Origin of the sequence: Halomonas sp. HP20-15 (assembly GCF_033446685.1) — a bacterium.
Classification (GTDB): Bacteria; Pseudomonadota; Gammaproteobacteria; order Pseudomonadales; family Halomonadaceae; genus Modicisalibacter.
Map to the genome: position 1 here is coordinate 101,796 of NZ_JAWQLY010000011.1, position 11,930 is coordinate 113,725.

Consider the following 11,930-nt stretch of genomic DNA (forward strand, 5'->3'; position numbering starts at 1 on the left):
ATCAGCCGTTTCGCCATTTACGACAATGAGTCGCTATGTTCTCTATGAATGGAATTCACCAGGACGTAAGGAATCGTCGCCCCCTCGGCCTACTGGTAATGGTTACGCTCCTGCTGGTGGGCTGGGCCGTGTCTGTGCAGGCGATGTCGATCAAGGAGCGCCAACAACTCGATCTGTCGGAGTACAAGGTGACCCGGCCGAACGCCTCCTATTTCGACGTGCAATCGCGCATGAAGCTGCTTCAGCAAACGGAGAACTCCTTGCTGCTGACCCAGGTCCAGCGATTGTCCACCGGACCCAGCTGCCAGCAATTGCTGCAGATTCCGCCGCTTGATACCAAGATTCGGATTCCCGGCTTCTATCCCTCTCCGCAAGCCTGGCGCGAAATTTCCGGGCCGCTATTCAAGTTCGAGAAAGCCGTCGCCAACCTGGCGGGGGCTTATGTCACCAGCGGCGATGACTACTATGCGGAGTGCATGGTCCGCTTCCTCGACAAGTGGGCCCAGCACGATGCGCTGAGCAAATTCTATTACGACTCCGCGGCGCCCCAGGCCTGGTTCTCCACGGAGTCGATGATCTTCACCGCTGCCGAGGCCTATTCGGTGGTGCGCCCTGCGGTCGACGGCATGACGGAGCAGAAACAGCGCATCGACGATTGGCTCAAGCGTCTCGCCTATGCGCACAAGGCGATCCCCGGCCAGCCCAATAACAGCTGCTGCAACAACCATTTCTACCGCCGCGCGCTGTATGCCTCGATGGTCGGCGTGCTCACCGAGGACGATGAACTGTTTCGCTTCGGCGTCAGCGCCATCTATTCGGCCCTAAATGACATGACCGACGAAGGCGCCTTCCCGCTGGAGATGAAGCGCGGTCGACGCGCCACTCACTACCAGAATTACGCCCTGCTCTACCTGATTCCCAATATGCAGATCATCGCCCAGCAGGGCTATGACATCTACAACCTGGAAGTCAACGGCCATACCATCCATGATGCCGTCAACTTCGTCACCGACATCATGATAGATCCAGAGCAGCTCGGCGAGCTTGCACCCCACGAGCAGTACAAAGGCTTCCTCAAGGACGACCAATACCTGGCCTGGATGGAAATCTATCTATCCCACTTCGACGCTCCGCGTCTCACGCAATTTCTCGACACCATGCGCCCCATCGCCAATCGCGGCGCCGGTGGCTACGTCACGCTGTACTTCATGGATCCCGAAGCACAGCAACAGGAAATCACCGAAGAGCAGGAACAGCAGGCCCGGCTTTACGAAGACCTGGAATAAGGCGTTCGGCCCGCTTCGGCGGGCTACTGCTCAATCACGGAGGAATTTACATGACCGGTCTAGCGACTTACCGCGGCATACCACGCCGCGAGTGGCTTTCGCTCTTGCGTACCACGCCTTTGCTTCTCGCTCTGGCGGGTTGCGCCACGCACGAAGTTGTCAAGGACACGGCGGCTCCTGCCGTACCCAAGCAGTATGAGGACTGGTTCGACGGCGGCCGGCCGACCGATATGGGCTCCATGGATTGGAGCCGAGTCGATTTCGCGCGTCAGGCCGCCGATGCAGGCAACACGCAGACGGCCATCGAACGTTTCCAGGCACTGGCCAACGAAGGCTTCATGCTGCCCAATTACGAGTTGGCCAAGATCTATGACAAGGGCGAGGCCGTACCCCGCGACCCACAGCGTGCCGCCAAGTACTATGGCCAAGCACTGCACCGGCCTTCGTCGATCCTCGGCAACGCCTCGCTCAATCTGGCGCGCATGTATCGGGATGGCGATGGCGTAGAACGCAACGACACGCTGGCCTTCTATCTCCTCAAGCAAGCGATCGGCGAGGGGGAAGTCGACGCCAAGCCATTGCTGGCCGATATGCTGGCCCAGGGCCAGGGCGTCGAACGCCAGCCCGAGCGTGCCGTCCAGCTCTACCGTCAGGCCGCCGAGCAGGGTAATCCCGAGTCCCTGCTGGCCCTGGCCGAGGCGTACCGTCAGGGCGGCTGGTACCAGGCCGATCCACAGCAGTCCAAGCAGTACGCACAGCGTTATGCCGAAAAGATCGAAACGCTCGCCAGGCAGGGCGATGTCGATGCAATGACCGACCTCGCGGCGCTCTATGCGCGCGAGGGCATGCTGGGTTACCAGCCCGAAAAGCAGCGTCGCTGGCTGATGCGTGCCGCTGATTCCGGCGATCCCGATGCGCTCGGCGAAGTCGGCGAGGCGCTGCTCGCCAACGGCGAAAGCGAACGTGCGATCGGCATGCTCGAACAGGCCGCGCAAGCGGGCGATGTGGAAGCCATGACCGATCTGGGTAAAGCATTGCTCGGCGAGCAAGGTATTACGCCGCAGCCACAGCGAGCCGAAAAATGGCTGGCACGCGCCTCGCAACAAGGGTCACTGAATGCCACCATCGCCCTGGGCCGGGCCTATATCGATGGAACGCAGCTACCGGGACACCGCCAACAGGGCATTCAGATGCTTGAAAAGGCCGCGGATAAAGACGATCCGCTCGCGTTAGCGCTGCTCGGCGACATCTATCTGGATGGCGAAGGAACGCTGGCTCAACCGCAGAAAGCCATCGACTATCTCAAGCGCGGTCACCAAGCAGGAAGCAGCTACGCCACCGCCCAGCTCGGTGAAGCCTATCTGACCGGGACGGGCGTGGCACGCTCGCCCTCTCGCGCCGAAAGCCTGCTACGCGAGGCTGCCAAGCAGGATCAGTCTTTTGCCGCGCGCCTGCTTGGCGAAGCCTACCTGACCGGAGAGGTAATCCCGGCCGATCCTCAAGCCGGCGAGCCACTGCTCAGGCAAGCCGTCAAGGCCGGTGATACCACGGCGATGACGGTGCTCGGCAAGGCCTATCTCGACGGTCCGCTCAGCAACGCCAACAGCAGTGGCGAAGCGGAGTCACTGCTCACACGGGCCGCCGAACAGGGCGATGATTACGCCATGATCGTGCTTGGCCGCGCTTACCGTGACGGTGAAGGCTTGCCCCAGGATTACGACAAGGCCGAGCGTTGGCTCAAGCAGGCCCAAGCGGCCGGGCATGATTCCGCCCAGCTTGCGCTGGCCCGGCTCTACCGTGATCGCGGCGATGGCGGCAACGTCGATGCGATTATTCGTGCGGCGAAGCTCGGCGAACCCGGAGCCATGGCCGATCTCGGCCGCGCCTATCTCGAAGGCAGCCTGGGCCTGAAACAAGATACCGAGAAGGCCTACCAGTGGCTGAGCAAGGCCGATAGCGCAGGTCACGCTGGCGCTGCGGCGACGCTTGGACGGGCTTACTTGCAGGGAGACCGCTTCCCCCAAAACGTCTCCAAAGGCCTCGACTATCTGGAAACCGCCGTCTCGCGCGGCCACGTCGGCGCAAGTGCCGACCTGGGCGCGAGGCTGCTCAAGGGCAACGGCGTGGCGGCCGATCCGCAACGTGGCGTCAGCTTGCTACGGCGCGCCATTCGCGGTGGCAATCTCGGTGCCATGCAGACGCTGGGCCAAGCCTATCTTAAAGGCAACGGCATCGAGCGCGACACCGACCAGGGCATAGACCTGCTGACCCGTAGCGCCGAGCGCGGCAATGCCTATGCCGCCCAGGTACTGGGCGAGGCCTATCTGACGGGTGAAGGGGTCGCCAAGGATCCGGCCAGGGCCAAGCAGTGGCTGACCCGCGCGGCCGAAGCCGGCAGTCTTTCTTCGCAATCCAATCTAGGTCGCTCGCTTCTCTATGGGCGCGACGGTATTACCCAGAACGTGGAACGCGGTCTTGAACTTCTCAAGGACGCCGCCGAGCAGGGTCACCCCGGCGCTCAGGCGACCCTCGGGCGTGCCTACCTGCGTGGCGATGTGCTGGAGCAAGATAGCGCCAAGGGCGCCGAATACCTGTTTCGAGCCGCCCGCCAGGGCCACCCCACCGCTCGCCTGGCACTCGCCAAGGCCTACCTGTGGACCCAGGGCCTGAAAAGCGCCAATCAGTCCCAGGCGCTGCTGTGGCTGGATCAGACCATCGATGGCAACAGCCAGGTTGCCCTGGAAACGATGCGCGATCTGCTCGAGAACGACCAGGCCGCCGAGGTCGCCAGTAAGGTCACCGCAACGGGAAGCTGAGCGCCCACCGATGTCGTGCCGTTCGCCCGGGTTTGCGCCCGGGCTTTTTACGCTCGGGCCTTGCTTGTCGGCGGGAACGGCGCGACACTCGGCACACCACAGGAAGGGGAGTATTCCGATGTGGAGCGCCTCGCCAACGCGCGCTCCACGACGGTGACGTCGTCAGCACGGACGCAAAAAACGTCCCGGCGTCATCGGTCCCGGTTCGGCTCTAGTTAGAGCGACTGTTCGGGGCGGAAGAGACCTTCGGTGTCCGTTAACGACGACCGGAGAAACTCCCCATGTCCGTCCCAACCTGGGTATGGCTGGCCACCGTGGCCGGCATCATTGCGCTGTTCTGCTTCGACTTCATCTTCCACGCCCGCAAGCCTCACGAACCGACGCTCAAGGAAGCCGCCGGTTGGTCGGTGTTCTTCATCGCCATCGCGCTACTTTTCGGTGCCGGCGTCTGGCTGGTTTGGGGCGCGAGTCATGGCACCGAATATTTCGCCGGCTTCATCACCGAGAAGAGCCTGTCGGTCGACAATCTCTTCGTCTTCGTGATTCTGATGGGCAAGTTCGCGGTACCGCGCAAATACCAGCAGAAGGTATTGCTGATCGGCATTGCCATCGCCTTGGTAATGCGCGGCGCGTTCATCGCCGTCGGCGCGGCCGCCATCGCCCAGTTCAGTTGGGTGTTCTACGTATTCGGCGCCTTCCTGCTGTATACCGCAGCGAAGCTCGCCTACGACAGCCTGCATGATCAATCGTCCGGTGGTCCGCAGTATCACGAGACCCGCTTCGAGCGCTGGGCCCACAAGGTCTTTCCGGCGACCAGCGAATACCACGGCAACCGGCTATTGACCAAGGAGAATGGCAAGCGTGTGGTAACGCCGCTATTCTTCGTGGTCATCGCGCTGGGCTTTACCGACCTGCTGTTCGCGCTGGACTCGATTCCGGCGATCTACGGGCTGACCAAGTCCCCCTATATCGTATTCACCGCCAACGCCTTCGCCCTGCTCGGCCTGCTGCAGCTCTACTTCCTGCTCGGTGGTCTGCTCGATCGCCTGGTCTACCTGGGCCTCGGGCTCTCGATCATTCTCGGCTTCATCGGCGTCAAACTGATCCTCGAGGCATTGCATGGCAATACCCTGCCCTTCATCAATGGCGGCGAAGGGGTGCACTGGGCGCCGGAGATTCCCATCTGGCTGTCGTTGGCGATCATTGTCGGCACCTTGGCCGTGACGACCATCGCCAGCCTGATGAAGTCACGCCGCACCGCGCCCGAGAGCAGATAATCGATCGAACCATGCAGCCATCAAAAAACCCGCCACCGTTAAGGTGGCGGGTTTTCACGATCCAAGCCGGCGCTACCGGCCCGACTCGCTCTTTCAAGCGTGAAACGGGTTGCGCAGCACGATCGTCTCGTTACGGTCGGGGCCCGTCGAGATGATGTCGATCGGCGTACCGGTCTGCTCTTCGAGGAAGCTGATATAGGCGCGGGCATTGGCCGGCAGGTCCTCGACACGCTTGATGCCCAGCGTCGATTCGCTCCAGCCCGGCAGGTCCTGATAGAGCGGCTCGACCGCTTCGTAGCCCTCGGAATCCACCGGGGTATCCAGGGTCTCGCCATCCTTGCCACGGTAGCCGATGCATACGCGGATGTTTTCCAGCCCGTCGAGTACATCAAGCTTGGTCAGGCAGATCCCCGAGACCGAGTTGACCTGCACGGCGTGGCGCAGCGCTACCGCGTCGAACCAGCCGCAACGGCGCGGACGCCCGGTGGTGGCGCCGAACTCGTGTCCGCGTTCCGCCAGATGGCGGCCGAATTCGTCGAACAGCTCGGTGGGAAACGGTCCCGACCCGACGCGGGTGGTGTAGGCCTTGGTGATGCCCAGCACGTAGTCGAGATATAGCGGCCCGACGCCCGAGCCGGTGGCGGTGCCGCCAGCGGTGGTGTTGGAACTGGTGACGAACGGGTAAGTGCCGTGGTCGATATCCAGCAGCGAGCCCTGGGCACCCTCGAAGAGGATGTTGTCGCCGGCCTTGCGGAAATCGTGCACCAGGCCGACCGTGTCGCAGACCATCGGCCGCAGCTCCTCGGCCATGGTCATGGCTTCGTCAAGCACCTGATTGAAATCGACCGGCGCCTCTTTATGGTATTTTTCTAAAACGAAATTATGGTACTCCAGCACCTCGCCGAGTTTCGCAGCGAAGCGCTTGCGGTGCAGCAGATCGCCCAGACGCAGGCCGCGCCTGGCGACCTTGTCTTCGTAGGCCGGGCCGATGCCGCGACCGGTGGTGCCGATCTTGGCGATGCCGAGCGCCTTCTCGCGGGCCTGGTCGAGCCGTACGTGATACGACAGGATCAGCGGGCATGCCGGTGACAGCCTCAGGCGCTTGCGGACCGGCACGCCCTTGGCTTCCAGCTCGCGAATCTCGCTGATCAGCGCTTCCGGCGACAGCACCACGCCATTGCCGATCACGCAGGTCTTGTCGTCGCGCAAGATCCCCGACGGAATCAGGTGCAACACGGTCTTTTCACCGTCGATGACCAGGGTGTGGCCGGCATTGTGACCGCCCTGAAAGCGCACGACCGCGGATGCCGACTCGGTCAGCAGGTCGACGACCTTGCCCTTGCCCTCGTCACCCCACTGGGTGCCCAGTACGACTACGTTCTTGCCCATTACTCTCGTCTCTTGATCGAAGAATCTGCCTGACCGAAGAATCCGACAGGCGTCTCGCTGCTATGTCAGGGGCGATACCTGCCAATCGTCGCCCAGGCGCACCAGGCGGCGATTGCAACGATGCTCGACAGGTCCGGTGTGCTGGCCCGGAAGGGCCCTCACGACCCGCTCCCCCGCCTCGCGCAGACGCGCGATGACCGCATCGAGTTCGCTTGCTTCAACGGCCTCGTCGGCCGGTGCCCAGATCCCGTCGCAAGGTGGCTGCTGCTCGGTCAGCGTAGCCAACAGCTTGAGATCCATCGAGAAGCCGGTGGCGGGACGCGCCCGGCCGAAGGCCCGCCCGGTATCGTCGTAACGGCCTCCCTTGACCAGCGCCTGGCCATAGCCCGGTACGTAGGCCGCAAACATCATGCCGGTGTGATACTGATAGCCGCGCAGATCGGCCAGATCGACGTATAGGGTAACGTCGTCGGAGCCGTGAGCGACCCCCTCGCAGAGCGCCTGTAACTGATCGAGCGCAGCGCCGAGCGCCATCGGACCGTCGGCAAACACCGCACGGGCTTCGTCGAGTATATCGCGTCCTCCGTGCAGGCCGGGCAACGCCTTGACCATGCGTGCGATGGCCGGATCGTGGATCTGCGCATCGACCAGAGCCTCGGTTTCCGCCGGCGACTTGCGCTCGATGGCCTCGAACAGCGCAAGCTCGGCTTCCCGGGAAAGTGCACTGGCCTCCGCCAAGGCGCGATAGATGCCGATGTGGCCCAGCGCCAGGTGAATCTCTTGCGAACCGGCGGTGACCAGGCTGGCCAATGCCAGCCTGAGTATTTCCAGGTCGGCTTCCAGGCCGGCGTGGCCGAACAGCTCGACACCCACCTGGACGGGGCTGCGGCCACCCTGATGCTGGTCGGCCTTGGCACGCAGCACATGACTGCAGTAGCACAACCGCGCCGGGCCATGATGCTTGAGCGAATGCGCGTCCATACGCGCCACCTGCGGCGTGACGTCGGCGCTGGCCCCCATCATGCGGCCGGTGAGTTGATCGGTGAGCTTGAAGGTCTGCAGATCGAGATCGGTACCGGTACCGGTCAGCAGTGAATCGAGGAATTCGACCGGCGGTGGCATCACCAGGTCATAGCCCCAGCGATAATAGAGATCGAGTAGCGCTCGACGCAGCGCCTCCATGCGGGTCGCCTGCGGCGGAAGCACTTCGTCCATGCCGTCAGGAAGCAGCCAGCGATCAGCGATGGTCATTAGCCTTTGCCTGTCTACCAGAGATGAATGGCCACAAAAAAACCGGGCCACGCCCGGTTACCGGATTCTAGCATGTTTGCCCCCCGGGTGTACCCCGGGGGGCAAGACGATAGCCTCAGGAACCGTCCGCGTTGCTGCTCTGCTGAGGCTGCGGGCTGGCACTGTTCAAGTAGCGGAAGAAGTCGCTATCCGGCTCCAGCACCAGGAGGTCGTCCTTGCTGTCGAAGCTGGCCCGATAGGCGTCCAGGCTGCGATAGAAACGGAAGAACTCGGCATCCTGCTGGTAGGCGTTGGCATAGATCGACGCCGCTTCGGCATCGCCCTGACCGCGCAGGGTTTCCGCTTTTGACTGCGCCTCGGCGAGCAGCACCTGGCGGCGACGCTCGGCATTGGCACGCACCTTTTCGGCTTGCTCCTGACCCTGAGCGCGGTACTCGCGCGCCTCGCGATGCCGCTCGGTGCGCATCCGCTCGTAGACCGCCTGGGTCACCTCGTCGGGCAGGTCGATACGCTTGATGCGGATGTCGAGAATCGCCACGCCCAGCTCTTCGCGCATGATCTTATCGAGGCTTTCCGTCGGCCCCGACATCAACTCGTCGCGCCGCTCGGCGATGATTTCCTGCAACTCGAGTCGACCGAACTGGTTACGCAGGCTTTCGTCGACACGCGGCGAGATCAGCCGTTCGGCGGTCTGCTCGTCACCGGAGGTTGCCTCGTAGTAACGCGCCGGATCGATGATCTTCCACTTGACGTAGGAATCGACGATCACCGCCTTCTTCTCCAACGTCAGATAGCGGCTGGTATCGGTGTCCAGGGTCAACACGCGGGTATCGAAGGTGCGTATTGTGTTGGTAATCGGCACCTTGAAATGTAGCCCCGGCTGGATATTGGCTTCGACGATCTCGCCGAACCGCAGTTTGATGGCACGCTCGGTCTCGTCGACGATGTACAGACTGTTGCTGCCTACCCAAGCGACCGCGGCCAGGCCGGCGACGATGAGCAGGGAACGATTATTGATCATTAACGACCCTCCCTGCGGATACCGCTCGTCTGCGACGAGCTGCTGCTACCTGTCGAGTTGTTGCGCATCTGCTCGATCAGCGACGGCGTGACATTGATATCCTGCTGCGAATCGGAGCCGCTGGAGCTGCCACGGTTCAGCTTGTCGAGCGGTAGCACCATGAGCGGGCTGCTTTTGTCGATATCGACCAATACCTTGCTGGTATTCGACAGCACCTCGGTCATGCTCTCCAGATACATGCGATCGCGCATCACCTGGGGCGCCTGACGATACTCGGTCAGCAATGAGTTGAAGCGGTTGGTCTGGCCCTCGGCCTTGGCGACCACCGATTCGCGATAGCCCTGAGCCTGCTCGATCATGCGCTGCGCCTGACCCTGCGCTTCGGGGATGATTGCATTGGCGTAGCCGATCGCATCGTTGATCAGCCGCTGGCGATCCTCACGCGCCTTGATCACGTCGTCGAAGGCGTCCTGTACCGCGTCCGGTGCCGAGGTCGACTCGACGTTGATCGCCTGGATGCTCACCCCGAGACCGTAGCTGTTGAGGTAGGACTGCAGGCGGGTCGATACCGTATCGGCCAGCAGTTCGCGGCCGGACGTCAGGATCTCGTCCATTTCGGTACCGCCGACCACATGGCGCAAGGCCGAATCGAGCGCATTCTCGATGGACAGCTCGGGCGTACGCACGTTGAGCACATAGTCGCGCGGATCGGCCACCTGATACTGGGCGGAGATCTCGACCTGGACGATATTCTCGTCGCGGGTCAGCATCGACTTGGTCTGGGAGATCGCACGCACCCGGGTGACGTTGACCATGCGCACGTCGTCGACGATCGGCGGATTCCAGTGCAAGCCGGGCTCGACGACCTGCTGGAACTTGCCGAAGCGCAGCACGACCCCGCGCTCCGACTGATCGACCAGGTAGAAGCCCGAAGCCGCCCAGATCGCCAAGGCGATGACGGCGAGCAGCCCCGGCAAAGCGAAGGTGCTGCGCTTGCCGCCACCACCGCCATTGCCGCCGCCACCCCGCTTGCCGCGACCACCGAGCATGCGATTGAGCTTGTCCTGGAACTTCTTCAGCGCCTCGTCCAGATCCGGCGGGCCCTGGTTATTGTTTCCACCGCCATTACCGCCACCGTTGCCGCCGCCACCACGTCGGCCACCGCCACTCCAGGGGTCGTGCTGCTTGCCACCCCCACCCGGCTCATTCCAAGCCATACGTCGTCTCCACTAAGCAAAATTGCGATGTGCGGCGAGGCCGCCGTCCGCGATGAAGGCGACGGCCTCGCTGTTATTCTCGGACACCATCGGCCCAGACCGGTGGCGCCAGGTCCTCCGGTGGCAGGTAGTCCTCGGCTTTCTCGTCCAGCCGGGCGAGCAGTTGCATGAATTCGCGCCGTGGCAGGCGGATCGTCAGTAGACTTCGGCCCTGGTCGTCGAAACGCTCGCTGCGGACCGCATCCAGCTCGTGCAACCCCGCCCGTAGCCTACCTTGATCGGGCGTCAACGTCAGGTCCAGATCGAGGAGATCCTCGGCCAGGCGCTCGGACAGCGCCTGATGCAGCAGGTCCAAGCCGCTGCCCTGCTGCGCCGACAGCCACACTTCCTCGGGCACACCATGGCCATCGCGCTCGATACGCGGCGCGCTGTCGAGCAGGTCGATCTTGTTCATCACTCGCAGGCAGGGCACTTCGTCGGCGCCGATCTCCTCGAGCACCGAATTGACTTCAGCGATGTTCTGCTCGCGTTCGGGGTCGGCGCAATCGATCACATGGATCAGCAGCGAGGCTTCGTTGGCCTCTTGCAGCGTGGCCTGGAAGGCCTCTACCAGCTTGTGGGGCAGGTGACGGATGAAACCCACGGTATCGGCCATCACCACCGGCCCCACGTCGGTCACGTCGAGCCGGCGCAGGGTCGGGTCGAGGGTCGCGAAAAGCTGATCGGCGGTATACACCGTCGAGGCGGTCAAGGCGTTGAACAGCGTCGACTTGCCGGCGTTGGTATAGCCGACCAGAGAGACACTGGGAATCTCTGCCCGCGAGCGCGCACGGCGGTTCTGCTCGCGCTGGCTGCGCACCTTGTCGAGCCGCTTGTGAATCGCCTTGATGCGCGCACGCAGCAGTCGGCGGTCGGTCTCGAGCTGGGTTTCACCGGGCCCGCGCAGGCCGATGCCGCCCTTCTGGCGCTCCAGGTGGGTCCAGCCACGCACCAGTCGCGTGGACATGTATTCGAGCTGGGCCAGCTCCACCTGCAGCTTGCCTTCGTGGGTCCGGGCGCGCTGGGCGAAGATGTCGAGAATCAACCCGGTACGATCGAGCACGCGACACTTCAAGGAACGCTCGAGGTTGCGCTCCTGGGAGGGACTCAAGGTATGGTTGAAAATCACCAGCTCGGCGTGGTGGACGGCGAGCAGCTCACGCAGTTCTTCCACCTTGCCGCTGCCGATGAAGGCACGCGGATCGGGCCGGCGCCGGCTCCCCTGCATGAGGGTCGCCGGCTCGGCGCCCGCGGAACGCACCAGCTCCAGGAATTCACCCGGGTCTTCGCGCTCTTGCTCGTCATGGAAATCGACATGGACGAGAACCGCCGTTTCACCGGCGTCGGGACGTTCAAAAAACAATCAATACCTCGCGATCAATCTTCCTGCCCGGCCATGTTGGGATCTTGGGCCGGCAGACGCACGTTGCGTGACGGTACCACCGTGGAGATGGCATGCTTGTACACCATCTGGCTGACGGTGTTACGCAGCAGAATCACGAATTGGTCGAAGGACTCGATCTGACCCTGCAGCTTGATTCCGTTGACCAGGAAAATGGAAACCGGGATGCGTTCCTTGCGCAGGATGTTCAGATACGGGTCTTGAAGGGACTGCCCTTTGGACATTTTGCTCT

Annotated in this window: 9 protein-coding genes; 3 read left to right on the forward strand and 6 right to left on the reverse strand. The window is 62.8% G+C overall.

The genetic code is table 11. The features are described from left to right. The first annotated feature begins 35 nt into the window (after nucleotides 1-35). From R6258_RS14830 to R6258_RS14840, 3 genes are all read left to right on the forward strand, one after another. Complete coding sequence (locus R6258_RS14830; protein ID WP_318452096.1) at nucleotides 36-1,286, forward strand: alginate lyase family protein; 1,251 nt, start codon at nucleotides 36-38, stop codon at nucleotides 1,284-1,286. A 239-nt stretch (nucleotides 1,287-1,525) separates the two neighbouring features. Then, nucleotides 1,526-4,102 carry a tetratricopeptide repeat protein gene (locus tag R6258_RS14835; protein WP_318452099.1) on the forward strand — a complete coding sequence of 859 codons (2,577 nt, stop codon included), beginning with the start codon at nucleotides 1,526-1,528 and terminating at the stop codon, nucleotides 4,100-4,102. Between the two features lie 281 nt (nucleotides 4,103-4,383). Then, nucleotides 4,384-5,379 carry a TerC family protein gene (locus tag R6258_RS14840; RefSeq protein WP_318452104.1) on the forward strand — a complete coding sequence of 332 codons (996 nt, stop codon included), beginning with the start codon at nucleotides 4,384-4,386 and terminating at the stop codon, nucleotides 5,377-5,379. 93 nt (nucleotides 5,380-5,472) lie between these two features. Here the strand turns inward: R6258_RS14840 and R6258_RS14845 are convergent, their stop codons facing one another. The 6 genes from R6258_RS14845 to hfq all read right to left on the reverse strand — a co-directional run bounded on the left by R6258_RS14845 (nucleotide 5,473) and on the right by hfq (nucleotide 11,922). Then, nucleotides 5,473-6,768 carry an adenylosuccinate synthase gene (locus R6258_RS14845; RefSeq protein WP_318452106.1) on the reverse strand — a complete coding sequence of 432 codons (1,296 nt, stop codon included), beginning with the start codon at nucleotides 6,766-6,768 and terminating at the stop codon, nucleotides 5,473-5,475. Nucleotides 6,769-6,828: 60 nt separating this feature from the next. Continuing rightward, nucleotides 6,829-8,019, reverse strand: a complete 1,191-nt coding sequence (locus tag R6258_RS14850) for an ATP phosphoribosyltransferase regulatory subunit (RefSeq protein WP_318452108.1) — start codon at nucleotides 8,017-8,019, stop codon at nucleotides 6,829-6,831. Between the two features lie 115 nt (nucleotides 8,020-8,134). Continuing rightward, the gene (gene hflC / locus R6258_RS14855; protein WP_318452110.1) at nucleotides 8,135-9,040 is read right to left on the reverse strand and encodes a protease modulator HflC; all 906 of its coding nucleotides are present in this window, start codon (nucleotides 9,038-9,040) and stop codon (nucleotides 8,135-8,137) included. Beyond that, entirely contained in the window at nucleotides 9,040-10,257 is a 1,218-nt protein-coding gene (hflK, locus tag R6258_RS14860) for an FtsH protease activity modulator HflK (RefSeq protein WP_318452117.1), read from the reverse strand. Before hflK ends, hflC begins: the two co-directional genes overlap by 1 nt. A 73-nt stretch (nucleotides 10,258-10,330) precedes the next feature. Beyond that, nucleotides 10,331-11,659, reverse strand: coding sequence for a ribosome rescue GTPase HflX (gene hflX, locus R6258_RS14865; protein WP_318452122.1), 1,329 nt, complete (start codon nucleotides 11,657-11,659; stop codon nucleotides 10,331-10,333). A gap of 14 nt (nucleotides 11,660-11,673) precedes the next feature. After that, nucleotides 11,674-11,922: an RNA chaperone Hfq gene (gene hfq / locus R6258_RS14870; protein WP_031382779.1), complete on the reverse strand. Its 249-nt coding sequence runs from the start codon at nucleotides 11,920-11,922 to the stop codon at nucleotides 11,674-11,676. Nucleotides 11,923-11,930 lie beyond the last annotated feature (8 nt).

Bases quoted from the DNA above. Each gene is read 5' to 3' on its own strand.
- R6258_RS14830 (WP_318452096.1), top strand. From the start codon at position 36: ATGTTCTCTATGAATGGAATTCACCAGGACGTAAGGAATCGTCGCCCC.
- R6258_RS14835 (WP_318452099.1), top strand. From the start codon at position 1,526: ATGGATTGGAGCCGAGTCGATTTCGCGCGTCAGGCCGCCGATGCAGGC.
- R6258_RS14840 (WP_318452104.1), top strand. From the start codon at position 4,384: ATGTCCGTCCCAACCTGGGTATGGCTGGCCACCGTGGCCGGCATCATT.
- R6258_RS14845 (WP_318452106.1), bottom strand. From the start codon at position 6,768: ATGGGCAAGAACGTAGTCGTACTGGGCACCCAGTGGGGTGACGAGGGC.
- R6258_RS14850 (WP_318452108.1), bottom strand. From the start codon at position 8,019: ATGACCATCGCTGATCGCTGGCTGCTTCCTGACGGCATGGACGAAGTG.
- hflC (WP_318452110.1), bottom strand. From the start codon at position 9,040: ATGATCAATAATCGTTCCCTGCTCATCGTCGCCGGCCTGGCCGCGGTC.
- hflK (WP_318452117.1), bottom strand. From the start codon at position 10,257: ATGGCTTGGAATGAGCCGGGTGGGGGTGGCAAGCAGCACGACCCCTGG.
- hfq (WP_031382779.1), bottom strand. From the start codon at position 11,922: ATGTCCAAAGGGCAGTCCCTTCAAGACCCGTATCTGAACATCCTGCGC.